Genomic DNA, 22,888 nt, shown 5'->3' on the forward strand with positions numbered 1-22,888 from the left:
TTCTGGAATTTAAATTTATGTATTACTAAAACTGCTCAATGGTTTTCTCGCAGGATTAAAATCTATGCCCAGGTCCTTCCGGGCAAGCCTGTTGCTATAGACAAACCTGGGTTTTACCAAAGGCTTTTCTCCGTTGAGCATCCTGGAAATATCTGAGATCTTCCAGCTCTCACTGCTTAAGAGATAGTTCTTGCCGTGATTTCCGCTGGTAATTGCGGCTTTATAAACCCCTTCAGCAACATCCTCGACATCTACCAGGGCAAATTCCACGTCTTCATCGAACAGGACCTGGGTAAAGGCGTCCTGGGGTTTCCCAGATTTGAACAATTGCTGTAATCCCACCGAAGTGGAGTCTTCCCTTTCCGATAGGGGGCGCCCTATCACGGTCACCGGGGAGACACTTACGATCTCGGTATCTACCTTGGTGTTTTCCCTAACGAATTTGCGTACTTTCTGGTCTGCGAAATATTTCGCCTGGGCATAGGGAATATTTGTTTCGTCAAGGTAGGGTTCATCTTTTTCGGTATAAAGATGATCCGGATCCCTGTTAGCCACGGGATAGGGGAATGAGGTATTGTATGCGGCCACTGAAGCTACGAACACGATCTTCTCCAGTTCGTTATTCTCCTCTGCTATCCTCAGGAAATTCTCTGTTCCCTTAAGTGTTGGCTCAAAAAGGTCTTTTTCAGGATCATCTGTCCCTAGTTTAAATGGTGTTCCGCAATGTATAAGTATATCGCAGCCGCTGGAAAAATTCCTTAAGGCGGCGAGATCCTGAACATCCAGGGCTTTAATGGAAAGTTTCTCCTCATGCCCCAGTTCAAAGAGATGTTCATATTTATGGCTTTTGGAGATATTGGTTACAGAAACCTTGACACTATGGCCGCTCTCCAGAAACTTTTTGGTGATGTAACTCCCTATAAATCCCGCTCCGCCCGTAATTCCTACGTGTTTCATGATCTGGATTAATTAGAAGCTGCATTAATGGAATCCTGTTTTGCCTTCTGCTCCATCATGTCCTGCATTGCCATGGTCATGATCGCATTATCCCAGTATCCATGCTCCCTTACGATCTTACCGTTCTTAAACTGGGCGGTGAGATGTACGGGAATGGTAACCTCCTTATCGCTTTCCGAAAGCTTGGCCTTCCAGTCGCCCCAGTAATTCACCCAGGTATTCCCGTCGTCGGTGAGCACCATTTCAAATTCGTCTTCTGAATCTACAAAACCATATTCCGAAAGATCAGCTAAATCCTGTTCGTGTCGTTTTATGATATCTGAAATATTCTTACCATCGGTGCTGTTATGATAGATCTTGGCGGTATCGGCGTAATGTTTTTGCATGGCCTGCCAGTCACCTTTTTCATAATCAGCTATAGCTGCTTTCAGGGTATTGATCTCCTCAGAATCCTGGGTGTATCTTACCTCTTCCTTTTCCTTGCTGGTATCTCCGCAGGAAGCTGCAAGGCCAGCAATTAATAATATTAATATGAACTTTTTCATGATCTTTAGTCTTTTGCAATATTTGTATTAGATGGTTGATAGGCCAGGTCTGGTCTCATTCCACCGCGTTTCACCGTATAGGCTTCAACATATTCTAAAACCTCGTCGAAGGCTTTCTTTCCTTCTTCAGCCAGTAATTTCTGGTTTTCCAGGGCCATATTATCATAATCTGCCGCGTCTTTGGCTGAAATTACCGCGGTATAGAAGTCCCCAACATTTCCGAAGCCACTGCGGTAAATGCGGTAATGCATTTTTGAATTCTTGGAAGCAAAAAGCTCCTTCAGGCTTTTAAGTTTAGCCTCTAATTTCTGGGTATTTCCTGCAGAAACATCCATCCTGTGCCATACGCGGTATTCTTTCCCGGGGGTATTTGTGCTAAGGCCATCTGGCATATAAGAAAGAGCAGGCACGAGCATGCTAACATAATCGCCGTGCTTGTCGTAACATTTATTGAAATTCTCGAACATCCTGGTGAACTTTTCATCACCTACTTTTTCTCTCAGATCTTCAAAATTCATTTCCTGGATCTGTGCAAGATTTTCTATAGGGGTGATCGCCAGATAGGTGCCATCGTCCATGGAGGCCACGGCCCACTGAATTCCCTGTACGTTATTGTTCTTACAGGCGTCTACAAGCTCCTTGGAAGCCTTTTCATACTCCTCGAACATGGCAGGTTTCACCTGGTCCTCGTGTATTAAATATGCCTGTGCTTTACCTTCCTGGGCCATGAGACTGCCACTTACAAGAAGACAAATTAGAATACTGGTAATCATACTGCTTACTTTCATAATTGAACTTTTAGAGTGATTTGTAATTATTGAAATTGCCAGGCAGGGTAGGTAGCAGCAGAGTAAATGCAGGGTATTTTGAACTTATTTCACGAATGATGATTTTATGGTTTTGGCCAGCGGTAGCTTTTGGTAACTCTCCATTTGCCATCCTTTCTTTCCGCGATATTTACCACCTCGATATCCCGGGTGTTATCCTCACCGTTAATATTCACGAAAACCTTGTCATGGTAAAAGAAGATATCATCTGTTAGCTGGTCTTCCGAGACGTTTTTGAAATCGATCCTTCCGCTATTCTCTTTAAAAAACCCGTTGTAGAGATTCCTGATCTCGGCAGTTCCATTAATCATAGATCCATCTGTGTGGTGGATACTTGCATCATCTGAATAGATTTTAAGAATAGCTTCGGTATCTTGATTGGCGAAAGCTTCAGAATAAGCATCCCTCAGGTCCTGTAGACTTTTGAATACGGTCTGGGCATTGGTCGTCATGGCCATAAATAGAAGGCCAAGGACTATAAAAACTGTTCTTTTCATATTAGTATTTTTTAATTATTCATGTATGATAAATCAGGCATAATATAGCCGGTTACCTTTTCTGTATCCCTGAAGTTGTTCTCTACCTTGTCCAGGACGGCCTTACCTTCATCGCCAATAATGTCTATGTTCTTTTTACGTTTTTCTTCCATCTCTGCCGGGCTCTTTGCAGCTACCGCCACCATGAAATAATAGCCCATATTGCCGAAACCGCTTTTGTAAAGCCGGTAATGCAGGTTGGAATTTTTTTCTGAATATAATTTCTTGACCTCCCGCGCTATTTCCTCGGCTTTCTCACCTTCTCCAGGCGGAATATGGTAATAGGTGAGCTCCCTGTAGTGTTCGCCTTCAGGGGTCACGGTCATCCCATTAGGCATATAGGAAAGTTCGTTGTCCAGCCGCAGGATGTAATCTCCGTGTTCAGAATAAGTGCCGTCAAAACTATCAAAGAGTTTATCGAATTCTTCTTCACCCATCTTTTTTTCAAGTTCATCAAAAGGGTTTTTATCGAGTTCGGCCATATTCTCGATGGGAGAAAGGTACATTACGCGGTTGTTGTCTGCGACAAAAGTGATCCAGCTCATATTCTTCATGTTCTGGTCTTTCGCGGCTTTCACTATTTTCTTATCACCTTCCTTATGTTTATCCATCATACCCTCTTTTACATGATCTTCATGTACCACGTAAAGCTGGTAACGGTCGTTCTGAGCCAGGGCTTTGACATTCAAGAACATTAGTAGAATAAGCCCTGCGATTAGAGTTTTAACTGACTTCATAAGATTGATATTATTGGTTTCAAGGCTGGAATTTAGTAAGTTATCCCGGCCTGAAATTGGAAATTAGGACGAGCCTGCCCGAATACTTTCCGGGATAGCCTTAAATCTTTCCGAAGGGATCTATTTCTTTAGAACAGGAATGTTTGAGGAATTTTAAATAACGCGCAGGTGTTTGAAAAGCTCGGCCCGCATGTTTTTACTAAGCGGCAGGGAATGCGAACAGATCACTACGTGATTTCCGCCAATTTCGTCTATATGCGAGATATTGGCGATATAGGAACGATGTATACGCAGGAACCTGTTGTCTGATAACTTTTCATCAACCTCTTTCAGGGTGGTTACCAGCAGGTATTTTTTATTTCGTGAAAAGACCTTACAGTAATTCCGGTCTGCTTCAATATACTGTATATCGTCTAGCGCAAGCCTTATCATCTTTTCATGATGCCGAATAAATATGCGATCGTTCATGATATAATGTTCATCCGGGTTCAGAAGGTTTTCTTCGCTTTCCGTTTCAGTATTTTCCGCAGCAGGATCAGCAACAGCCTCCAGTTTTTTGGTTCTTCGCTTAAGCGAGCGGGGCAAGAGACGGTCTATGGCTTCGGCAGTTTGTTTATTGAAATAAATAATAGGGGAGCAGAGCTTACTTTTTGCCGAGAGAGCTTCGATTCCATTGAGCTGGCCTTTCAACTGGTCATCCAGCAGGATCAGGTCTGGAACTTCCTGCTCCATGAAATGCAGGGCGTCTTTTGCCCTGGAGAAAATCCCGGTGATATTATAACCCAGCTTATAGAGTTGCAGGGACAGTTTTGCAGCCATGGGAATATCCCTTTCTACGATTATTATTTTTTCCTCTGCCGCCATCCGGTATATTTTTTATAAAGATACTGAAACTATTGGTAATCAGTAATTTATATTATCGCTTGCGTTTGCTGCTTTTCGGATGCACAGGATAAAATGAAGGCAGGGTAAGATGATATTTTACTGCCAGGATCCTTATTCCTATAACGATAAGGGATGTTACCAGGTAAATGATATCTGCGTCTACATTCAGGTCATAAAGGGTGACATACACCAATGCTCCTATAAGACAGGCGGTGGCATAGATCTCTTTCCTGAAGATCACCGGGATCTCGTTACATAAAATATCCCTTATTACCCCTCCAAAGGTACCCGACATCGCACCCAGGGCCACCGAAATGATCGGGTCCAGGCCATTGACGATCCCGGTCTCAACTCCTGTAATGGTAAAGACCCCCAGCCCGATAGTATCAAAAAGGAATAGGGATTTTTTCAAATAATTGAGCTTGTTCCTGAATATGATCGCGAAGATGGTAACTACCCCAATAAGGTAAACATATATGGTATTTTCCATCCAGCTAACCGGGGTGTTGCCCACGAGTATATCCCTTATCGTACCACCTCCAATAGCGGTAACGAAAGCAATGATGAAAATGCCAAAAGGATCCAGCCTGCGGTTCATGGCTGAAAGGGCTCCTGAAATTGCAAAAGCAATGGTTCCCAACACATCCAGTATGTTGAATAAACTCAATTCCATGCTTGGCAAAGGTAATTTTATCTTTTAATTTTGTTCGAAGTGTGGCGGTTTTCTGTCATTATTTTCAGGGGTTATTAACAAATAGACTATCTTAATAACAAAACCTGTAAGTTTTCTACTAAACTTCCTACTTTTAAACAGTGAAAAATAAGTACAATGAGTGAGAATATAGAAAGAGTTAAATGTTTGATCATAGGCTCAGGTCCTGCCGGATATACGGCGGCGATCTATGCCTCCCGTGCCGACCTTAAACCTGTAATGTATACTGGTTTGGAACCTGGCGGACAGCTTACTACTACCACCGAGGTAGATAACTTCCCTGGTTACCCGCAGGGTATAGACGGTCCCAAGATGATGATGGACCTTCAGGAGCAGGCTGAGCGTTTTGGAACCCAGGTTAGGATCGGGATGATCACCGAAGTTGATTTTTCTAAAGAAGTAGGTGGAATTCATAAGGCCTGCGTTGATAATAACAAATGGATCGAAGCTGAATCTATTATCATTTCTACTGGTGCTACCGCGAAATATCTAGGATTACCTAGTGAGCAGAGACTGCGTGGAGGTGGAGTTTCTGCCTGCGCCGTTTGTGACGGATTTTTCTATAAAGGACAGGACGTAGCCATTGTTGGTGGTGGAGATACCGCTGCTGAAGAAGCTACTTACCTGGCTAATATCTGTAACAAAGTGACCATGCTGGTGCGTAAGGATTATATGAAAGCTTCCAAGGCCATGCAGCACAGGGTAGAGAATACCAAGAATATCGATCTAAGGTATAATACCGAGGTGGATGAGATCCTTGGAGACCAGGTGGTGGAAGGTCTTAGAATGGTAAATAACCAGACCGGAGAGAAGGAAGAGATCGATATCACAGGTTTCTTCGTGGCAATTGGTCACAAGCCAAATACCGATATTTTCAAGGACTGGATCACTATGGATGATACCGGCTATATCATTACCGAAGGTAAATCTACCCGAACAAATATTCCGGGAGTATTCGCTTCTGGAGATGTTCAGGATAAGATCTATAGACAGGCAGTAACTGCAGCCGGAACAGGATGTATGGCCGCTCTTGATGCTGAGCGTTACCTGGCAGAGATAGAAACCGAAGAAGATATTGAAAAACCTCAGACAAGGCCCGAGACGGTTTAGGTTTGAAATGGTTATAAAACAAAAATCCCGCTCATGGCGGGATTTTTTATTTCCTGCGAGGTTTAGTTATCGGTCTTTACCTTGACCTCTCCATCGTCTACCTTTATTTTAGATTCGCTTCCATCTGCGCGATCTACTTTTTTCTTGTATTCTCCATCGTCTTTTTTGATCTTGATCTCATCTCCCTCGGGAGTTTCAATTTTGATCTTATCTCCATCGTCCTTGACTTCTACCTTGTTATCGGGGTCTTCCATCATACGCTGCACCTCGCTCTTTTCCTCGTTATCGTTATCGGTATTTCTACAGCTAACTAATCCGCTGATCAGGGCAAGTAAGATCAGACTGTTTTTCAATAAATATTTCATCCTTTCAATATTTAGAATTCGAGGGTAAAATTAGTCTATCGCTGAAATTCCTGCTCGGTTTTCTGAAAACTTTAATAGTAAATTCCTAGTTGAAAAGCCCTTTGCTGAATTCTTTTTTTACCAGGCTGGCCTCGTCCTTGAATTCAATAAGTTCGATCACCGGTTCATTGTAAATGTCGATCTCGCTCTTTCCGTTGGCTTTAATTTTTAGGCTTTCGGTGGCATTTACCTTCACTTCTGAATCTCCCTGCGCCAGAACATCGGCCTTGATACTGGTAAGATTCTCTCCGTCGAATTTAGAAGACTGGTCGGCCCTAATTTTGAATTCCTGTACATCTCCATCTATTCTTGCCGAGGCCTTTTCATAAATATCTACATTGAATACCGGCGCGTTTACCAGTGCCTTTACTTCTGAAGACTGGTTTAATTGCCAGTTAGCTTTACTAGCGGTGATGTTGAGTTCAGATTTGGCATCATCGCTCTGTACAAGATTGAAGGTCTTAGCGGTTAGGGTTAAAAATGCCTGCGCATCTTTCCTGGTGGTAAGATCAAAATCACCAAGGTAAAGGTCCTGTAAGGAACTTAGTTCCACCTCACCGGCTATGCTTATGTTCTTCAGGGTATCTGCAAAAGTTATTCTAAGTTCCTTTCTTTTGCTGCTTTTAATTTCCTTAATGGGTTTTATAAGAAGCACGCCATCTACAACATCGGTCTGGATAAGGTCGTGCAGGTTATCGTCTGCCTCGATCTCGATCATGGGTTTACTGCCTTTGAGGATGCCTATCTTAAAATCACCTTTAGCCTGTATACTGTGAAAGGAGTTGATATCATATTGTTCGGTCTTTACATTCCTGCTACCTTTTACTTTGTCCTGGGCTTTACAAGAAATGAAAATGATCAATAAGAGAAGGGGGAGTTTTTTTAGCATCATTAGATTTAGATTTATACCAAATATAACAAAAGCCCCTAATTAGGAGCTTTTGATCTTTAATTATCAGGATTCGAGTACCTGTTGCCGCATTTCGAGTTCAATAATGAGCTTGGTTGTATCCTGCTGAAACTCGTAATTAGCGTTTTTAGGTTCTTCTAACTGGTGACCAAAAAGAAGACCCATCATAAAACTTATCACAAAATTGACTAATGAACTCATGATGGTGTATTTATCTCTATTCCATTACTGTCTATCTTTACTCGCTTAACTTTTTTATCGTTCACTTCTACGCCTTCATCGTTTACACGAATGTCCATTTCTTCACCATTCACATTGATCCTGGCATTAAAATCATCGGCGGTATCCCAGTCCCGGTCTTCCTCTCCCCAGTCTCCATCTTCATTATCCCAGGTATCTACGGGGCAGTCTTCGCAAATGGTTTCCCCATCTATGACCTTTAGAAAATGTCCCTCCTTGCCACTGGTAAGTATATCCCCGTAAGAACCATAATTCCTGTGAAAAGAGGAGGTGTTATCATCGGCATAAAGGATAACTCCCTCAGGAAGGTAAAGAGTAACCTGAACCTCCTGGTCGCGGTATCCATAACTGGCATCTGAAGTATAGTAACTATCCAGTAATAGTTCATTCCCGATCAGGCTGGTGGAATAATTGATCTTTGCGGCCCTGTTTTTGGCATCTTCATAGTTCTTGCCTTCGGCCATTTTCACGATCTCCATTTTTCCCAGTGAATCACTGGTAGATTTAACGATTAGCCTGATGTCGTTCCCAACGATGATCTTGTTGCTGTTATCGTAGGTGATCCTGAAATCTGAACTTTTCCAGGTTCTCCCGGTATATTCACTATTATTTCTCATTCTCAGGAAAAGCGTATCTGAAGTTGCGATCGCCAGTTTCTCTGTACTGGCGACCTCACCATCAAAGGCACGATTCGTAGCCTGGCTAACCCCTATTACGGTTAGACCTATGATCGAGATAAGCCAAACTCCTAATAAGGTAAGTAAAGCTATTCTACCAAGAGATTTCAGGTTCTTCACCAGAATCTTCAGTCCTAAAACGAACAGGAAGAAAAACGGTATACCTACGGCAAAAAATGCCAGAAGGGAAATCAGCCAGATAGGCGCACCACTGTTCACCACGTCTATATAATCTGTCCATGGAGCCTCGATAATTCCGAAGGTTCCAACTGCGAACAGACCTACGAACAACCCGATCAGGGTTGAACCTGCGATCAATAACAACAATATACCTACGAACTTTACGAATAGTTTCAGACAGAACTTGATGATGTCACCAAGGGTTGTAGCTGCAGAGCTGGCTCCGGCGCTGGCCTTTTTGCCATATTTCTCATAGTCTACATTTTTTATACTATCTGAAACCTCGTGAAAACCCTCACGTATCTTTTTCTCGATATTGCTGACGGTTACCTCCTCTCCGCGCATGGCCAATTTATCGGCCGTGGTTTTAGCTTCGGGAACAAAGATCCAGAAAGCGATATATATAAGGATGAAAGCACCACTGGAGAAGATGGTAAGTAAGATCCATAAGAGTCTTACCCAGATAGCTTCTATGCCAAGATAGTGACCTAATCCTGAAGAAACGCCACCTACATAACCGTTTTCGGTATCGCGGAAAAGCTGTTTGCCAACGGTCTTGGTAGTCTTGGTTCTTTTAGGTTCATCTTCGAAGATCTCCTCATCTACCATATAATCTTCAGGTTGCCCCATGATAGTGATTACTTCTTCTACTTCTTTAATGCTGATCACCTGACGGTCATTCTTGATCTTTTCATTAAATAATTCAGCAATACGAGCCTCGATATCAGAGATGATCTCATCACGACCCTGCGTATTAGAAAACGAATGCCTTATGGCCTCCAGATACCTTTGTAGTCTGGCATAGGCATCCTCATCTATATGAAAGAATGTGCCGGCAAGATTTATATTTACTGTCTTATTCATGGTTCTTCTTTTTTTGAGTGGTTACGATATTAACTGCAGTTTGCAATTCTTCCCAGGTCCCGGTTAGTTCCCTGAGGAAAATTTTCCCTGTTTCGGTGAGCCCGTAATATTTTCTAGGTGGCCCACTGGTGGATTCTTCCCATCTGTAATTGAGAAGTCCGGCATTTTTAAGCCTGGTAAGCAAAGGGTAAATCGTACCTTCCACAACCAGCAGCTTAGCGTCTTTTAAAGTGTCCAGAATCTCTGCCACGTAGGCGTCTTCATCCCGGAGAACCGAGAGAATACAGTATTCCAGTACACCCTTACGCATCTGGGCTTTTGTATTTTCAATCTTCATAGTGTTTGTTTTTGGGTGTCATTAAACTGTTCATTTCTTGATTGATTTTGATGGTTCTGGTCCGGAGTTTCCGAACTTAAAAAATTGATGGTTAGCGGGTAATTATATAACTGGCCCTCGTTTGCCTTGATACTCGCGTTGATGACCGCAAATAGTTCAAGTACAAAAAGACCTAGTAATAAGATTCCCAGGATGCCCACTGTGATGAAAAAGGGCATGGCATCAGAGAAATTATCTATTACGAATGAATCCTGAATGAAAAACAATGGTTCATTAGCTGTGAATCTTAGCCCGAAGTAAACAAAGGTTGCCGCTCCCACTGCTACGATAAATACAGCGTATAGGAACATGCTTATCTGGAAATTCAGGGCATTTCTCCCGTGATGATCTACAAATGGATCCTGTTTTCTCGAAAGCCACAATAACATGGGAAAGATGAAGTTCCCAAACGGAATCACGTATTTCGAGAATACCGAAAGATGAAGTACGGTAGCCAGGGTCCTGTTTTGATTGATGGTTTCAGTCGTCATTTTTTTCTTGATTTAAATGTTAGATCTTAAAGGAAGATGGCTGTTAGAAAATAGATGTAGATAAAAGCTATCGCCAGATTGATCTGTGTTCTAGTTATTGTTGGATTTTTGGTGTCCGACAATCTAAATGTCTGAGTGTGAGATGATTTTTTCATGATGATTTTTGATTGATACATTTATAACCTATTAGATTCTTATACAAATATATATCTAAAAGAAGGTATTATGCAACACATAGTACTGAAAATTAACAAAAAATTAAGAATTGAATACTGGAACATATTTCCTACTTTTATAAAAAATCAACCAAAATATTATTTAAATGAAGCTTTCTCCCTCTAAATTGAATTCCTTTTTAACATTGAAATTACCAAGTGCCTGGTTATGTGGGGTGAGGGTGAAACATATAGACCAGACCGAGTGTGAAGTGGGGGTAACCCATAGGTGGATAAACCAGAACCCATTTAATTCCATGTATTTCGCCGTACAGGCCATGGCTGCAGAACTTAGTACTGGTGCCCTTGTGATGGGTAAGATCCAGGATTCCAATAAAAAGATTTCCATGCTGGTTGCCCAGAACAAATCTACCTTCACTAAAAAAGCAACCGGAAAAATAAAATTCACCTGTTACGACGGTAATAAAGTGAACGAAGCCATTAAAAAGACCATAGCTACCGGGGAGGGGCAAACCTTCTGGATGAAATCTGTGGGAGTGAACGAAGACGGGATAGAAGTATCTGTCTTCGAATTCCAGTGGACAGTAAAGGTTAAAAGCCCTAAGTCTTAACCTGAAACCTACTTGCTTGGAATAAAAATATTACTAATCCTGCTTAGAGCCTAAAGCTTTAAGCCTAATGCTTTATAAGATGAATGCACACGAAATAGATTACCAGATCTTTGGAGAAGAAATGCAATATGTTGAACTGGAACTGGATCCACAGGAAGCCGTTATTGCAGAAGCAGGTAACTTTATGATGATGGATAATGGCATCAAGATGGATACGATTTTTGGGGACGGGTCCAAGCAGAACGAAGGATTTCTGGGCAAGGTGCTGGGAGCCGGCAAGCGTTTACTTACCGGTGAAAGTCTCTTTATGACGATCTTCTCTAACGAGGTTCAGGGAAAGAAAAAGATCAGCTTCGCTTCTCCTTATCCCGGAAAAGTTATTCCAATAGACCTTACCAGGTATAATGGCAAGTTCATTTGCCAGAAAGACGCCTTTTTATGTGCGGCCAAAGGTGTTTCCATTGGGATCGAATTCAGTAAAAAGCTAGGTCGGGGATTCTTTGGAGGTGAAGGATTCATTATGCAAAAGGTAGAAGGAGACGGAATGGCCTTTGTTCATGCCGGCGGAACCATGGCCAGGAAAGAGCTGCAGCCAGGTGAAAAACTAAAAGTAGATACAGGTTGTATCATTGGTTTTACCCAGACTGTAGATTACGATATAGAATTCGTTGGCGGAATAAGGAACACAATATTTGGAGGCGAAGGTTTGTTCTTTGCAACCCTAACCGGACCCGGTACGGTATACATCCAATCCTTACCTTTTAGCAGGCTGGCCAGCAGGATACATCAGGCAGCTCCGCAGGGAGGTGGAAAAGACAAGGGAGAAGGCAGTATTCTTGGAGGATTGGGAGATGTTATTAGTGGCGATAACAGATTTTGATTTATGTTAAAGATTTAAGAAATATGTTAAAATAAATAGTTTTTATTATATTAGGCTTACCAAAAAATTAACGGCTCATAGAATATTAATACATATTTTTGACGACCTAACTTTAACTAAAATCAATTTCAAATTATGGCGCGAGCGATGTTTGAATACACCAAAACGGTACTTGCAAAAGTGAGTTTTGATGCGAACTTGTTCTGTAAAGAGGTTAAAAAAGCAATTGATCGTTTACTTCCTTATGAGATTGAGGAGCTAAGACTTTGGATTGTTGGTTTAACCAGGCAGAATCCCGAATTAAATCAATGTTTAATGTATTTAAATACTTAACTAAAAGCGGCCCAAAAGGCCGCTTTTTTAATTGGTAGTAAATTCTTTCTTTTTATTCAATGGACTTATAATCTTCACATTCTGGAAGGTTATAGCCCCTTTTACGACCCCGGCGATCGTACTGCGAAGTGCCTCGATGATCTGCATCTTTAATTCACTGCGATTGTAGATAAGGCTAACTTCCCTTGCTGGTATTGGATCCTGGAACATTTTGAGGTTCTCTTTCTCAGACTCCTTAAGGTCGAGGGTATGTAAATAGGGCAGAAGGGTCATCCCCAGCCCTTCGTTGGCCAGTTTAATAAGAGTTTCAAAACTTCCGCTTTCAAGCTGTAGCTGGTCATCTCCATAATCACGGGAAGCCTTGCAAAGATTAATGATACCATCTTTAAAACAATGCCCGTCTTCCAGCAATAATATTTTGTTGATGTCCAGGTCTTCCACGGTGATCTTATCTGAAGTTTCCATCTGCATTCCCTGCGGAATATAGGGCACGAAAGGCTCATAGTAAAGCACGTTCTCCTTGATGCCTTCAACCTCCAGAGGAGTGGCCGCAATGGCTGCATCCAGGTGTCCTTCCTTAAGTTTTTCGAGTATCGCCTCTGTGTGCAGTTCCTCGATTTTCAGTTTTACCTTGGGGTATTTCTTGATGAAGCTGCCAATGAACATCGGTAAAAGCGTAGGCATAATCGTTGGTATTACCCCTAAACGGAATATCCCGCCAATAAATCCCTTCTGCTGGTCTACGATATCCTGTATCCTGTCGCTCTCGTTAACTATATTGCGGGCCTGCTGTACTATCTTTTCCCCAACCTCGGTAAGCTGTATAGGCTTTTTTGTTCGGTCGAAAATGGTGACTTCAAGTTCTTCTTCCAGTTTTTGGATCTGCATACTTAGGGTAGGCTGGGTTACAAAAACTTTCTGGGCCGCTTTAGTGAAATTCTTATGTTCTGCGACTGCAAGTACATAATGGAGCTGGGTAATTGTCATTTCATCAAGTTTACTTACACAAAGGTATAAGTTTTTCTTATTTTAAATGCAATTTAACTTTGTTTTATCTATTAGAAAACCCTTCCTGATAGGGAAGGGTTCAATGATAAAAAATGATTGATGATTAGATCCTGTCCAGGGTCATTTCAAAGAACTGGATCCAGTTTCCCTGCCGGCTATATTCGCCTGTTTCATGCCATTGGCCCTTATCATTGATACTGATGATGTACCTTACATTTGGGTTTGGATACCAGTAGAAATTCCCATCCTTTAATTCGGCTTTAAAGCTTCCTTTCATCCCATTCTGTAGAAAGGACTGAAATTCATAATTGCCAGATTCCTTTTCGCTGGTCACCACGGCCAGGGCATTGTGGATGAGCCTGCCCTTCGCGGTTCCTTTTCCTTCGATGAGCAAGGCGGTGCTATCGAGTTTGAACTGTACGGTCTCAGATTGATCGAAATGATATTTATTGCCATCCTGGGATATTCTCCAGCCTTTTCCTTTCCATTCACCGGAAAGAAAACTAAGCTTCTGGATAGCAGATTTTGCCTGCTGGTCGGTTTCGAAAGTTTGCGCATTTAATGCGGCAACACCTATGATCAGCGTGACAAATATGGAGAATAAAGTTTTCATGATTTCAAGTTTAAATCTTAGAACCTGATGGTTAGTTCCTTATTGTTCCCGTCGAAATCGAATTTGGATTCTTCCCAGATTGGTGGCCCGTAAGTCATCGAATTGCCGCTGCTTCCGTAATCCTCGGTCGGTATACCGCTGGCATCAAAATCCATCTTGTTATTCTCGTTCTTATCGTGCATCACCAGTAAGGCGTAGGTTCCTTCAGGAACATTTTCGAATTGTGCCACAGCCCTTCCATCAATGATTTCGGCTTTTACCGAAAATTCCGGGGCTGCTTTCATAAAGGTCTCTGCGGAATAAAGTCCGAATTTCACACTGCCTTCGGTTCCATTCACGTTGGGTACAGTGGCGCTGATGCTTCCCGAATTACCGGTCTGGGCGTTTACAAATGATCCGAACAAGATTGCTGCTAATAAAGCTAAGGTTTTCATAATGCTATTGTTTTTTGATTATGGAACAAACTTAGCCTCAAAGCACAGCTTCCGAAAAATCTTTTAACCGAACTGTAGAATTTGTAAACCGAATTGTAATTAACTAAAGTAAACCCCTGGACTTGATCTCCAGGTATTTGTTTATAGCGTTGATGCTCAGGTCCTGAGGAGGAGTAAGCAGGGCCTGTATCCCGTGTCTTTGAAGTTCTCTGGCCATGAGACTTTTATTATGCGCATATTGTTCGGCTATGGTCTGGTGGGCGCTTTCGCTTAGGTTAGCCGGTGCGATTTCGGTTAGTCGGATCATTTCGGTATTTTCAAAAAAGATCACCACGACCAGGTGCTGCTTGGCCAGAGCTTTAAGAAAAGGCAGTTGGCGCTGCAGCCCAGACATATGCTCAAAATTGGTATAGATCATCAACAGGCTGCGATGGCTTATATATTTTTTTACCCGGGAATACAGCAGGCTGAAATCGCTGTCGTAAAAGCCAGTATTTACGTTATAAAGGGCCTCCATGATCCTGCTTAGCTGGCTGAGCTTAGAACTGGCTTTCTGCAGATGGTCGATCTTATTCGAAAAGGAGAGCATTCCCACCTTGTCCTTTTTCTTAAGGGCCACATTAGAAAAAGCCAGAGAGGAGTTTATGGCATAATCCAGCAGGCTAAGCCCCTCAAAAGGCATCTTCATCACCCTGCCGCAGTCTATTATAGAGTAGATTGGCTGTGATCTTTCATCCTGGAACTGGTTCACCATCAGGTTGCCATGTTTGGCCGTGGCTTTCCAGTTAATGGTCCTTACATCGTCACCCCGAACATATTCCTTGATCTGTTCAAATTCCATGGTATGGCCAATTCGCCGGATCCGCTTGATACCATGCAGGTTTATCTTCTGGTCGAGCGCCAGGAAATCCAGTTTCTTCATTTGGATAAAAGAAGGATAAACCTTCACCATCTGGTCCTTATTAAAGGTGTATCTCCTTTTGGCCAGTTTAAAAATACTGGAAACATAGATATTCAGGTTTCCGAAGATATATTCACCACGCTCCAGGGGTTTAAGGAAATATTCAAATTCTATGCTCTTATGGGGTGTAAATCTTATTTGCTTAAGGAAATCCCTTTTCTGAAACTGTACGGGGATCTCATCGATCACCTCCGCATTCAGCCGGAAGCCATACTTATTCGCGATCTCTATCACGACCCTGTTATCATCTGAATTCGAAAACTTTTCAGGTAATATCCGGTCTGCCTCGATCCCATTAACCCGGAAGAGGGCTGACACATCTGTAAGGACTAAAATTCCCAGCACCGAGGTCAGGATCCAGGTAATACTGTACAGGGGTGAAAACCAGAAGGAGATCAGGAAAAGAATGGAGATGCCGAACAGCGCGTAAAAAAGCCGTTTCCCAAAGTACAGGGATCTAATGAATTTGAGCACTAACGAGGGATTTCTACAGATTGGGTGATCATATCTATAACGCTGCCTGCGGTCATACCTTCCATTTCGCGGTCTGGAGAAAGTATAAGGCGATGCCCAATTACCGGTTTTAGCGCATTCTTAATATCCTCGGGGATCACAAAATCCCTGGCATTGATCGCCGCAAATGCTTTAGCTGCGTTCATCACGGCAATAGAAGCACGCGGACTGGCGCCCAGGTACAAATGCGGATGATTCCTGGTCTTGTTAATAAGCTCGGCAATATAATTAAGCAGTTTTTCTTCGATGATGATCTCATGTATCTGCTCCCTAAGTTCCGCCAGCTGTTCCGGTGTTAAGACAGCTTCTATTTCGGTTTCAGGCAATTTTCCTTTTCTATCGTGGTGGCTCTGCAGGATCTTCACTTCATCGTCAAAAGAAGGATAATCTACTTCGATCTTGAAGAGAAAACGATCCAGTTGCGCTTCCGGCAGGGCATAGGTACCTTCCTGTTCTATGGGGTTCTGGGTCGCCAGGACCATAAAGGGCGCCTCCATCTTATATAATTTACCGTCTATGGTCACCTGCCTTTCTTCCATGACTTCAAAAAGCGCGGCCTGAGTCTTGGCTGGAGCACGGTTTATTTCGTCTATCAGCACGATATTGGAGAAAATGGGACCTTTTTTGAATTCAAATTCTGAAGTCTTCATGTTAAAAACCGAGGTTCCCAGCACATCGCTGGGCATCAGGTCTGGGGTGAACTGTATCCTGCTGAAATCTGTTTTCAGGCATTTCGCGAACAACTTTGCGGTAATGGTCTTGGCTACACCGGGAACACCTTCAATAAGCACATGACCGTTGGACAGAAGTCCCACGATCAAAAGTTCCACAAAATTATCCTGGCCTACGATCACCCGGGAAAGCTGTTCTTTTAGCTTTTCTACGGAATCTTTCAATCCTTCCAGGGGGATGCGGTTCTCGAATTTAAGTCCTTCTTCGTTTTGCTGAGTTTCCTGCTTGTCCATGGGTATGTTTAAATGAATTTATGCTTTTTGATAGTTCGAAAAAATCCTGCTTATCACTATCCTGCCGATCCTGAAAAGTAAAGATTCTATCGAAAAGTTCTTTGGTCTTATCCAGACTATTTTCGCTTTTCACCGCCAGGTCCCGGTAAAACTGATCATTGATCTCAGAGGTATCCAGGCGGTAATTATTTCTGATATATTCCAGGAAGAGGTTAATCTTCTTTAATCCGAGTTCATGAAATTTTTCCTGTTCAAGGTAAAGCTGGGAGATGGTTTCGGTAAATTCAAAAGACCTGTTCCTGGGTGGCTCTACCACCGGGATAGATCGCTGTTTTCTCTTTCCTTCAAACAGGATGAACAGTATCGCCGCGATAAGTACGAAATAATAGGCCCATTTTAATGGCCGGTTGTTGAGCAGGATATAGAGCGGTGAGGTGAAAAAGCTTTTCCCGGCTTTATAATAGGCATCCCAAAGTATGTTCTTTCCCTTTAAATAGGCCAGAAGAGCCTCTGTGTACCGGTAATTTTCATCTTTAAGCAAAAAGTAATTGCTGAAGGCCTGCGGGGTAGAGTGCAGGTAGATCTCTCCATTCCCAAATCTGGCCTTTATGAAATTTATCTTTTCTTCAGTTTTTTTCTCTCCGAAAGCTGCCGTACCAAGAACCTTATGCTCTAAAGTATCGATTTTACTGAAATATACGCCTGCCAGGTCCTGGTCGAATTCCAGGGCCTGCTCCATTCTAAGGGCAGGATTTACAAGATTTAATTTTGGTCTTGACTTAAAGCCTTCAGAAGAAATATGATTTCTAAGCTCTATTTTCAAGGTGTCGGCCAGGTTAGGGCCAAAATCATAGGCTGAAATGAACAGGCTGTTCCCCTGGGCCACCCATTTCAATAGATCGTCCAGTTCCTCATTGTCGAAACCTACATAATTGTTCAGGAAAAAATAGGTTCCTTGCTGAACGGTATCATTTAGAAATTCGTAAGGCGGGATCCTGATCTCCCTTATACTGTCTGAAGTAGAATTTTTCCAGCTTTCATAAAAAACGAAGGCTCCCAGCGGGATCTTGTCCTTAGAAGTGAAACTCGGGTTCCAATTGATGGGGTCTGGTTCTGTGCTCTCCAGCCATGCCAGGGAAGCGATTAGGAGGATGAATAATCCCAGGGCGATCTTGTAGGTTTTATTCATAAGATCTCGAGTTAAGTGCTTCCTCCATTCTTAAAAAACCTTTTTCTACCAGGCGGTAATCTGTTTCTGAAACCTGGAAACTTCCGTACCAGATGAATTCATAGAGTTTCGAGATCTCATGAAAATGCTTCCTGATCTTTTCGTTCTGTATCTCTTCAGAATAATCCTTATTGGTCTTTTGAAATTCGTAATCTATGAGGTTTAGGCGGTCCAGCTTTCTTAATTCGTTGAGATAATAATAACGAACGGCAAGCCTGAATTGGCCTTCCTGTACCGCTTTTTTTATCAGGAACGGCAGGTCTTCGTTCTTAACAAGTTCCTCTTCTTCACTTAAAAATACTTCGCTGTTCCTTGGTTCCTTTAGGATATGCCCTCCCGGGTTCAGCCTGGAAAAGAGCCAGGCTACGAGACCTAGGAAAATAATCAGTAATAAGAATGGAAGGATCTCGATAAAAAATGCCAGTATACTGCCCGGCTGATAATCGCCAAAAAGCCAGTTAAGAAACTGGTTGAATTTTGCATTGATCCATTTTTTGAACCTCGTCCACCAGGTTTCCTTTTCGCCGGTCTTTAAATAATCGAATTCCTTTTGTGTTTTATAAGTATTTAATTGATCCTTGTTGAATTCAGCAGGCGAGAGACCTTCAGTGCTGTCAAACACCACTTCTTTTTTTCCGGCAATAGAATCTATCTCTTGCGGATAAATATTTCCGAAAAGAAAAAAAATAAGAAGGTAAATCAGGCCTTTTTTCAAGATCAGTTATTGTTTCCCAGGTTCTGAATGGTTTCGTAGGTCCCGGTAAAATTCTTCTTTTCGTTCAGATTAAAATAGACCAGCGCAACACCAATAGGAGTTATGCTATAGATAAGATATTGCAGGGTCGAGGTAACGGCGTTTAAAATAACGTAACCGGGCCCAAAGACCTCTCCAACGTTCCCGGAAGATGATTCAGAAGCAACGGTAAAGGTTCTAATGAAAATGTAAATGATCGCCGGCAGCTGGAAGACCAGGCCTACCAGGTAAACGATGATCCCTATACATAGGATGCTGGCGAAAGTCATCCACCAGTTGTTCTTTACCAGGTTAAAACAACTCGATATACTTTCAGCAATACCTTCTCTTCTAAAAACAAGCACCGCTGCGGCCAGGCTTAGAGGTATGGTCACATAGATTCCAGGGATAATGAACAGCATGGTTCCGGCGAAAATGAGGATCCAGCAGATTAGAGTGAGCAACAGCAGTTTTCCGAAGTCGGCCTTCATGCCGGCGCTTACTTCTGTAGCCTTTATTTCTCCATTATTATTTATGTAGGAAAGTATAATGTGGTAAATGGTACCGTTCATGGTAGCTACAAACAATAGGTAGGCGAGCATCATTAGGCTCAGGGAAACCAGGATTTCTGAACCCTGAAAACCACCCTCGAAAAAAGAAGTCCCCAGTGTAGTCCAGGTATAATAGGTAGCGGCTGCAATAAGCAGTAGCAAGACAGGCCCCACTATTTTCAGGTAGATCTTCCCGGCAGCCTTAAAATTCTGCCTAATAAACTGGAAAGTTACGCTAAGGATCTCTCCCAGCTCTCGTTGTCTTTTAAATTGAATGGGGTCTTGGTTCATTTTTAGATTTTTTTAGAAGGTATAAAGGGTAGTAAACATAGTAAAACAATATCAAAGCCAGGGAGGATAGAATTATCAATACCGCCAGCCAGTCGGGCATACCGGTGACCCGTGTCACAAAACCTTCCAGTAAACCGGCGACGATGAAAAATGGCACCGTGCTAATCACAATCTTCAGGCCTTCTTTTATCGCCATGGTAAAGGATTTTAAACGAGAATAAGTACCGGGGAAAAGAATTCCTTTGCCGACCACCAGGCCGGCACAACCGGCAACAATAATTACTGAGATCTCTATCGTGCCGTGGATCCATATGGTTCGTGCAGATTCCCAGAGAAGTCCCTTGTCATAAAAGAAATACTGAAAACTTCCCAGCATCACCGCGTTCTGCATTAGCAGGAAGGCAGTTCCCAAACCGGCCAGGACGCCCATTGAGAAAGCCATCAGGGAAACCCTGATATTGTTGATGGTTATGCCCAGGAACATATCGGTTTCTGAAGCCTTTTTATAAACAGCCATGGGATCATTGTTCGCAATATTCTCCAGGGTCATGTTCACATAAGCATCTCCAAGTATGGAGCGAACGAAAGCTGCGTCTGATGCCGAGCTGTATGCGCCTATCAAGGTGAAGCCGGTAAATATCAGGAAGCTTAAAAGCAACATTTTCTGGTGTTTGTGGAACTGTGCCGGAAACTCCCTGGTATAGAATCTTATGAACCTGTTAGCGGGTTCTTTTTTAGATTTATAAATCTTCTGGTGATAGGAGGAAGCCAGGCCGTTCAGGTACCTGGTAGTGTTGCTTTTTGGATAAAAGGTCCTGGAATAGCTTAGGTCGTCACTAAGGTCTATATAAACGTCTGAGATACTTTCTGGGGAAAGCGTCGCCTTATTTTCAAGCAGACTTTCGTACTTAATCCATTTATCTTTATTTTGCCTGACAAAAGCCGCCTCGCGCATCTTTTTATAATATAACCCAAAGTAACATATTTAATGGATAACTTTCAAATTGAAACCGCTCAAAATATAAGTATAGAACAGAATGTGGCGGGAATTATGGAGCGAATCCTCGCTTTTTTGATAGATCTATCCGTTATAATTATTTACCTGGTTATGGCCTCTCTGGTTATGGCCGGTCTTGGAGAAGATAGCGGAAGCCAGATGATGTATTACCTCGTTCTGGGTTTACCCTTTTTTCTTTACTTCCTGCTATGGGAAACTTTATGGGATGGAAGAACGCCTGGGAAGGCACTTTTACAGATTAGGGTAGTGAAAAAGGATGGCTCCAGGCCGGGATTTTCAAATTACCTGATTAGATGGCTGCTTAGGTTCATAGATATTAGTCTGACTTTTGGAGGAGTGGCCGTGGTGACCATACTTTTCAACGGAAAAGGCCAGAGGCTGGGAGATATTGCCGCGGGAACTACCGTGATTTCTGAAAAGAAGAAGGTAGGCCTGCATCAAAGCCTTTCTGTAGATATTCCTGAAAATTACCAGCCTAAATATCCCCAGGTAACCGTTTTGAGCGATGCCGATGTTCAGCAAATCAAAAACCTTTACCAAACGGCGGTGAGAGAAGGCCAGCACCATATCATCATTTCGTTAAGCGAAAAGCTGACTGAGCTTATGGACGTAAAGCCCGATGAAAGGCCTGTAGATTTTGTTCGCCGGGTGATCAATGATTACAATTATTACACCATGCAATGATCAGTCAAGGATCTCGATATCCATTTCTACATTGTTGATTGGCCATTCAGAATTACCCGTTTTCACCTGGGCGATCTTTTCGGCCACATCCATTCCACGAATCACCCTTCCAAATACCGTATGATCATTATTTAGGTGAGGCGTGCCACCCTTGTCCATAACAATGAAGAATTCAAAAGGGGAAGAAGCCTTGCTCACGTTCTGTTCAGCATATTTAGCTGCTGAAAATGCTCCATAGGTATGTTGGTGACCTGCATCGAACTCGCTAGGAATGAGATAATCGCCCACGTCGCCGCGCATACTAGCGGTCGACTGATTGTCTGCATTCCCGCCCTGGATAACGAATCCCGGTGCGACCCGGTGAAAGAAGGTATCATTGAAATATTCATTTTTAACTAGCATGATAAAATTTGCCCGGTGCAGGGGAGTGTCCCGGTAAAGTTCTACATCTATATTTCCATATTTGGTCTTGATGCGTACACGGGTTTCCGGGTTCTCCTTCCCATATTCGGTAAGGGTTGGGATAAGTTCTTCCTGGGCAATGGGGAACATCGGGTTTTCTTCGATCTTAGATTTCTCCTCTTTTTTTGCCAGTTCTTGTTTTCTCAATTCAAAGATACTATCCCTGGCGCGCTGGATAGAATCCTCTTTTTGCTGGGCTTTTAACTCTTCAGTCGTTCTGGTTTCCCCATTTTTTGAGGACTTTTCCGTATCTTCACAACTTGCGAAAAAGAGAATAGAGAAAATTGCTATTAAAGAAAGCTGTCTGAACATGGAGTTTGAAATTTTTAAAAACAGGATTTCAAAGTTAAAAAAAATGCAGCTTCCCGGTGAAGCCGCGCATAGAAAACTAGCCCCGCTTATAAGGATCAATGAACTGGATAATATAGATATGTCTAAAAGGAATCCCCACGAAGCCGGAGTAATGGCTGTTTTTTATCCAGATGAGATGCGGGATACGCGTCTGGTCTTAATCCTAAGAAAAACCTATAATGGGGTACATTCCAATCAGGTTGGGTTTCCCGGTGGCAGGGTAGAGTTAGAGGATGAGGATCTTGAGCAGACGGCCTTACGGGAGACCGAAGAGGAAGTTGGGATCTATCGGCACGATATTGAAGTGGTAAAGAAACTGAGCCGGCTCTATATTCCACCTTCTAACTTCTGGGTGCAACCTTACCTGGGGATCATGCATACAACCCCAGTTCTAAAGGCCCAGGAATCTGAAGTGGAACAGATCCTGGAAGTAAGACTAAGCGAATTTCTAAATGATGATAATTTGATCACGGAAAACCTGAGCACTTCTTATGCCAATAACATCGAGGTACCAGCCTACAGGTTGAACGGTCACGTGGTGTGGGGGGCTACCGGAATGATGTTAAGTGAGATTAGAGAGTTGCTTTTAAAAATATAATGTGGAAAGTATTATTATATTTGCCGC

At 42.7% G+C, this 22,888-nt stretch carries 29 protein-coding genes; 6 read left to right on the forward strand and 23 right to left on the reverse strand.

Going from position 1 to position 22,888, the window contains the following annotated elements:
• Positions 1-15 precede the first annotated feature (15 nt).
• The 7 genes from FLP08_RS07985 to FLP08_RS08015 form a co-directional block, all read right to left on the reverse strand.
• A complete protein-coding gene (locus tag FLP08_RS07985) occupies positions 16-957 on the reverse strand; it encodes an NAD-dependent epimerase/dehydratase family protein (RefSeq protein WP_156275742.1) in 942 nt (313 codons plus the stop codon).
• Positions 958-965: 8 nt separating this feature from the next.
• Positions 966-1,502, reverse strand: a complete 537-nt coding sequence (locus FLP08_RS07990; RefSeq protein ID WP_156275744.1) for an outer membrane protein assembly factor BamD — start codon at positions 1,500-1,502, stop codon at positions 966-968.
• Positions 1,503-1,507: 5 nt separating this feature from the next.
• Complete coding sequence (locus tag FLP08_RS07995; RefSeq protein WP_156275746.1) at positions 1,508-2,290, reverse strand: hypothetical protein; 783 nt, start codon at positions 2,288-2,290, stop codon at positions 1,508-1,510.
• Between the two features lie 104 nt (positions 2,291-2,394).
• Positions 2,395-2,826: a YybH family protein gene (locus tag FLP08_RS08000; RefSeq protein ID WP_156275748.1), complete on the reverse strand. Its 432-nt coding sequence runs from the start codon at positions 2,824-2,826 to the stop codon at positions 2,395-2,397.
• Between the two features lie 11 nt (positions 2,827-2,837).
• Positions 2,838-3,602, reverse strand: coding sequence for a hypothetical protein (locus tag FLP08_RS08005; protein ID WP_156275750.1), 765 nt, complete (start codon positions 3,600-3,602; stop codon positions 2,838-2,840).
• A 153-nt stretch (positions 3,603-3,755) separates the two neighbouring features.
• On the reverse strand, positions 3,756-4,466 hold the full coding sequence (locus FLP08_RS08010; RefSeq protein ID WP_156275752.1) for a LytR/AlgR family response regulator transcription factor: 711 nt from the start codon (positions 4,464-4,466) through the stop codon (positions 3,756-3,758).
• A gap of 52 nt (positions 4,467-4,518) precedes the next feature.
• Entirely contained in the window at positions 4,519-5,160 is a 642-nt protein-coding gene (locus FLP08_RS08015; RefSeq protein WP_156275754.1) for a trimeric intracellular cation channel family protein, read from the reverse strand.
• 156 nt (positions 5,161-5,316) lie between these two features.
• Here FLP08_RS08015 and trxB point away from each other — a divergent pair, with 156 nt between their 5' ends.
• On the forward strand, positions 5,317-6,309 hold the full coding sequence (gene trxB, locus FLP08_RS08020; RefSeq protein ID WP_156275756.1) for a thioredoxin-disulfide reductase: 993 nt from the start codon (positions 5,317-5,319) through the stop codon (positions 6,307-6,309).
• 62 nt (positions 6,310-6,371) lie between these two features.
• Here trxB and FLP08_RS08025 read toward each other — a convergent pair whose 3' ends face one another.
• The 6 genes from FLP08_RS08025 to FLP08_RS08050 all read right to left on the reverse strand — a co-directional run bounded on the left by FLP08_RS08025 (position 6,372) and on the right by FLP08_RS08050 (position 10,451).
• Complete coding sequence (locus tag FLP08_RS08025) at positions 6,372-6,674, reverse strand: hypothetical protein (protein WP_156275758.1); 303 nt, start codon at positions 6,672-6,674, stop codon at positions 6,372-6,374.
• Positions 6,675-6,759: 85 nt separating this feature from the next.
• The gene (locus FLP08_RS08030) at positions 6,760-7,605 is read right to left on the reverse strand and encodes a GIN domain-containing protein (RefSeq protein ID WP_156275760.1); all 846 of its coding nucleotides are present in this window, start codon (positions 7,603-7,605) and stop codon (positions 6,760-6,762) included.
• 63 nt (positions 7,606-7,668) lie between these two features.
• Complete coding sequence (locus FLP08_RS08035; protein WP_156275762.1) at positions 7,669-7,824, reverse strand: hypothetical protein; 156 nt, start codon at positions 7,822-7,824, stop codon at positions 7,669-7,671.
• Entirely contained in the window at positions 7,821-9,584 is a 1,764-nt protein-coding gene (locus FLP08_RS08040; RefSeq protein ID WP_156275764.1) for a PspC domain-containing protein, read from the reverse strand. Before FLP08_RS08040 ends, FLP08_RS08035 begins: the two co-directional genes overlap by 4 nt.
• Positions 9,577-9,921 carry a PadR family transcriptional regulator gene (locus FLP08_RS08045; RefSeq protein WP_156275766.1) on the reverse strand — a complete coding sequence of 115 codons (345 nt, stop codon included), beginning with the start codon at positions 9,919-9,921 and terminating at the stop codon, positions 9,577-9,579. Before FLP08_RS08045 ends, FLP08_RS08040 begins: the two co-directional genes overlap by 8 nt.
• Positions 9,918-10,451 carry a DUF4870 domain-containing protein gene (locus FLP08_RS08050; RefSeq protein WP_156275768.1) on the reverse strand — a complete coding sequence of 178 codons (534 nt, stop codon included), beginning with the start codon at positions 10,449-10,451 and terminating at the stop codon, positions 9,918-9,920. Before FLP08_RS08050 ends, FLP08_RS08045 begins: the two co-directional genes overlap by 4 nt.
• A 322-nt stretch (positions 10,452-10,773) precedes the next feature.
• Here FLP08_RS08050 and FLP08_RS08055 point away from each other — a divergent pair, with 322 nt between their 5' ends.
• The 3 genes from FLP08_RS08055 (at position 10,774) to FLP08_RS08065 (ending at position 12,451) form a co-directional block, all read left to right on the forward strand.
• Entirely contained in the window at positions 10,774-11,238 is a 465-nt protein-coding gene (locus FLP08_RS08055) for a DUF4442 domain-containing protein (protein ID WP_156275770.1), read from the forward strand.
• 79 nt (positions 11,239-11,317) lie between these two features.
• Positions 11,318-12,118: a TIGR00266 family protein gene (locus FLP08_RS08060; RefSeq protein ID WP_156275772.1), complete on the forward strand. Its 801-nt coding sequence runs from the start codon at positions 11,318-11,320 to the stop codon at positions 12,116-12,118.
• 135 nt (positions 12,119-12,253) lie between these two features.
• Positions 12,254-12,451 (forward strand): hypothetical protein, encoded by a 198-nt coding sequence (locus FLP08_RS08065; protein ID WP_156275774.1) that lies wholly within the window; start codon positions 12,254-12,256, stop codon positions 12,449-12,451.
• 27 nt (positions 12,452-12,478) lie between these two features.
• On the opposite strand, the gene FLP08_RS08070 is transcribed toward FLP08_RS08065, so the two are convergent.
• From FLP08_RS08070 to FLP08_RS08110, 9 genes are all read right to left on the reverse strand, one after another.
• Positions 12,479-13,438 carry a hydrogen peroxide-inducible genes activator gene (locus FLP08_RS08070; RefSeq protein ID WP_156275776.1) on the reverse strand — a complete coding sequence of 320 codons (960 nt, stop codon included), beginning with the start codon at positions 13,436-13,438 and terminating at the stop codon, positions 12,479-12,481.
• A 124-nt stretch (positions 13,439-13,562) separates the two neighbouring features.
• Positions 13,563-14,072: a hypothetical protein gene (locus FLP08_RS08075; protein WP_156275778.1), complete on the reverse strand. Its 510-nt coding sequence runs from the start codon at positions 14,070-14,072 to the stop codon at positions 13,563-13,565.
• Between the two features lie 17 nt (positions 14,073-14,089).
• Positions 14,090-14,506: a DUF2141 domain-containing protein gene (locus FLP08_RS08080; protein ID WP_156275780.1), complete on the reverse strand. Its 417-nt coding sequence runs from the start codon at positions 14,504-14,506 to the stop codon at positions 14,090-14,092.
• A 103-nt stretch (positions 14,507-14,609) separates the two neighbouring features.
• Entirely contained in the window at positions 14,610-15,941 is a 1,332-nt protein-coding gene (locus FLP08_RS08085; protein WP_162430993.1) for a DUF58 domain-containing protein, read from the reverse strand.
• Positions 15,941-16,945, reverse strand: a complete 1,005-nt coding sequence (locus FLP08_RS08090) for an AAA family ATPase (protein WP_156275782.1) — start codon at positions 16,943-16,945, stop codon at positions 15,941-15,943. Before FLP08_RS08090 ends, FLP08_RS08085 begins: the two co-directional genes overlap by 1 nt.
• Positions 16,905-18,134: a DUF4350 domain-containing protein gene (locus FLP08_RS08095; RefSeq protein ID WP_156275784.1), complete on the reverse strand. Its 1,230-nt coding sequence runs from the start codon at positions 18,132-18,134 to the stop codon at positions 16,905-16,907. Before FLP08_RS08095 ends, FLP08_RS08090 begins: the two co-directional genes overlap by 41 nt.
• The gene (locus tag FLP08_RS08100; protein WP_156275786.1) at positions 18,127-18,888 is read right to left on the reverse strand and encodes a DUF4129 domain-containing protein; all 762 of its coding nucleotides are present in this window, start codon (positions 18,886-18,888) and stop codon (positions 18,127-18,129) included. Before FLP08_RS08100 ends, FLP08_RS08095 begins: the two co-directional genes overlap by 8 nt.
• A gap of 2 nt (positions 18,889-18,890) precedes the next feature.
• Positions 18,891-19,748 (reverse strand): YciC family protein, encoded by an 858-nt coding sequence (locus FLP08_RS08105; RefSeq protein WP_156275788.1) that lies wholly within the window; start codon positions 19,746-19,748, stop codon positions 18,891-18,893.
• A complete protein-coding gene (locus tag FLP08_RS08110) occupies positions 19,723-20,703 on the reverse strand; it encodes a stage II sporulation protein M (protein WP_156275790.1) in 981 nt (326 codons plus the stop codon). Before FLP08_RS08110 ends, FLP08_RS08105 begins: the two co-directional genes overlap by 26 nt.
• A 33-nt stretch (positions 20,704-20,736) precedes the next feature.
• Between FLP08_RS08110 and FLP08_RS08115 the strand changes: the two genes are divergently transcribed.
• Positions 20,737-21,450, forward strand: a complete 714-nt coding sequence (locus tag FLP08_RS08115; RefSeq protein WP_156275792.1) for an RDD family protein — start codon at positions 20,737-20,739, stop codon at positions 21,448-21,450.
• Here FLP08_RS08115 and FLP08_RS08120 read toward each other — a convergent pair whose 3' ends face one another.
• Entirely contained in the window at positions 21,451-22,224 is a 774-nt protein-coding gene (locus FLP08_RS08120) for a peptidylprolyl isomerase (protein WP_156275794.1), read from the reverse strand.
• On the opposite strand from FLP08_RS08120, the gene FLP08_RS08125 reads away from it, so the two are divergent.
• Positions 22,223-22,861: an NUDIX hydrolase gene (locus FLP08_RS08125; protein ID WP_156275796.1), complete on the forward strand. Its 639-nt coding sequence runs from the start codon at positions 22,223-22,225 to the stop codon at positions 22,859-22,861. The two genes, FLP08_RS08120 and FLP08_RS08125, sit on opposite strands and share 2 nt — an antisense overlap.
• The last annotated feature ends 27 nt before the right edge of the window (positions 22,862-22,888 follow it).

The sequence above is a fragment of the Christiangramia aestuarii genome, assembly GCF_009735585.1.
In the GTDB taxonomy this organism is placed as follows: Bacteria; Bacteroidota; Bacteroidia; order Flavobacteriales; family Flavobacteriaceae; genus Christiangramia; species Christiangramia aestuarii.

Excerpts from the sequence above, each read along its gene's own strand:
- FLP08_RS08050 (WP_156275768.1), bottom strand. The coding sequence starts at position 10,451 with ATGACGACTGAAACCATCAATCAAAACAGGACCCTGGCTACCGTACTT.
- FLP08_RS08115 (WP_156275792.1), top strand. The coding sequence starts at position 20,737 with ATGGATAACTTTCAAATTGAAACCGCTCAAAATATAAGTATAGAACAG.
- FLP08_RS07985 (WP_156275742.1), bottom strand. The coding sequence starts at position 957 with ATGAAACACGTAGGAATTACGGGCGGAGCGGGATTTATAGGGAGTTAC.
- FLP08_RS08040 (WP_156275764.1), bottom strand. The coding sequence starts at position 9,584 with ATGAATAAGACAGTAAATATAAATCTTGCCGGCACATTCTTTCATATA.
- FLP08_RS08095 (WP_156275784.1), bottom strand. The coding sequence starts at position 18,134 with ATGAATAAAACCTACAAGATCGCCCTGGGATTATTCATCCTCCTAATC.
- FLP08_RS08010 (WP_156275752.1), bottom strand. The coding sequence starts at position 4,466 with ATGGCGGCAGAGGAAAAAATAATAATCGTAGAAAGGGATATTCCCATG.
- FLP08_RS08000 (WP_156275748.1), bottom strand. The coding sequence starts at position 2,826 with ATGAAAAGAACAGTTTTTATAGTCCTTGGCCTTCTATTTATGGCCATG.
- FLP08_RS08080 (WP_156275780.1), bottom strand. The coding sequence starts at position 14,506 with ATGAAAACCTTAGCTTTATTAGCAGCAATCTTGTTCGGATCATTTGTA.
- trxB (WP_156275756.1), top strand. The coding sequence starts at position 5,317 with ATGAGTGAGAATATAGAAAGAGTTAAATGTTTGATCATAGGCTCAGGT.
- FLP08_RS08025 (WP_156275758.1), bottom strand. The coding sequence starts at position 6,674 with ATGAAATATTTATTGAAAAACAGTCTGATCTTACTTGCCCTGATCAGC.
- FLP08_RS08070 (WP_156275776.1), bottom strand. The coding sequence starts at position 13,438 with ATGACAATTACCCAGCTCCATTATGTACTTGCAGTCGCAGAACATAAG.
- FLP08_RS08015 (WP_156275754.1), bottom strand. The coding sequence starts at position 5,160 with ATGGAATTGAGTTTATTCAACATACTGGATGTGTTGGGAACCATTGCT.
- FLP08_RS08065 (WP_156275774.1), top strand. The coding sequence starts at position 12,254 with ATGGCGCGAGCGATGTTTGAATACACCAAAACGGTACTTGCAAAAGTG.
- FLP08_RS08110 (WP_156275790.1), bottom strand. The coding sequence starts at position 20,703 with ATGCGCGAGGCGGCTTTTGTCAGGCAAAATAAAGATAAATGGATTAAG.
- FLP08_RS08060 (WP_156275772.1), top strand. The coding sequence starts at position 11,318 with ATGAATGCACACGAAATAGATTACCAGATCTTTGGAGAAGAAATGCAA.
- FLP08_RS08125 (WP_156275796.1), top strand. The coding sequence starts at position 22,223 with ATGGAGTTTGAAATTTTTAAAAACAGGATTTCAAAGTTAAAAAAAATG.
- FLP08_RS08105 (WP_156275788.1), bottom strand. The coding sequence starts at position 19,748 with ATGAACCAAGACCCCATTCAATTTAAAAGACAACGAGAGCTGGGAGAG.
- FLP08_RS07990 (WP_156275744.1), bottom strand. The coding sequence starts at position 1,502 with ATGAAAAAGTTCATATTAATATTATTAATTGCTGGCCTTGCAGCTTCC.
- FLP08_RS08035 (WP_156275762.1), bottom strand. The coding sequence starts at position 7,824 with ATGAGTTCATTAGTCAATTTTGTGATAAGTTTTATGATGGGTCTTCTT.
- FLP08_RS08045 (WP_156275766.1), bottom strand. The coding sequence starts at position 9,921 with ATGAAGATTGAAAATACAAAAGCCCAGATGCGTAAGGGTGTACTGGAA.
- FLP08_RS08090 (WP_156275782.1), bottom strand. The coding sequence starts at position 16,945 with ATGGACAAGCAGGAAACTCAGCAAAACGAAGAAGGACTTAAATTCGAG.
- FLP08_RS08005 (WP_156275750.1), bottom strand. The coding sequence starts at position 3,602 with ATGAAGTCAGTTAAAACTCTAATCGCAGGGCTTATTCTACTAATGTTC.
- FLP08_RS08075 (WP_156275778.1), bottom strand. The coding sequence starts at position 14,072 with ATGAAAACTTTATTCTCCATATTTGTCACGCTGATCATAGGTGTTGCC.
- FLP08_RS08120 (WP_156275794.1), bottom strand. The coding sequence starts at position 22,224 with ATGTTCAGACAGCTTTCTTTAATAGCAATTTTCTCTATTCTCTTTTTC.
- FLP08_RS07995 (WP_156275746.1), bottom strand. The coding sequence starts at position 2,290 with ATGAAAGTAAGCAGTATGATTACCAGTATTCTAATTTGTCTTCTTGTA.
- FLP08_RS08055 (WP_156275770.1), top strand. The coding sequence starts at position 10,774 with ATGAAGCTTTCTCCCTCTAAATTGAATTCCTTTTTAACATTGAAATTA.
- FLP08_RS08030 (WP_156275760.1), bottom strand. The coding sequence starts at position 7,605 with ATGATGCTAAAAAAACTCCCCCTTCTCTTATTGATCATTTTCATTTCT.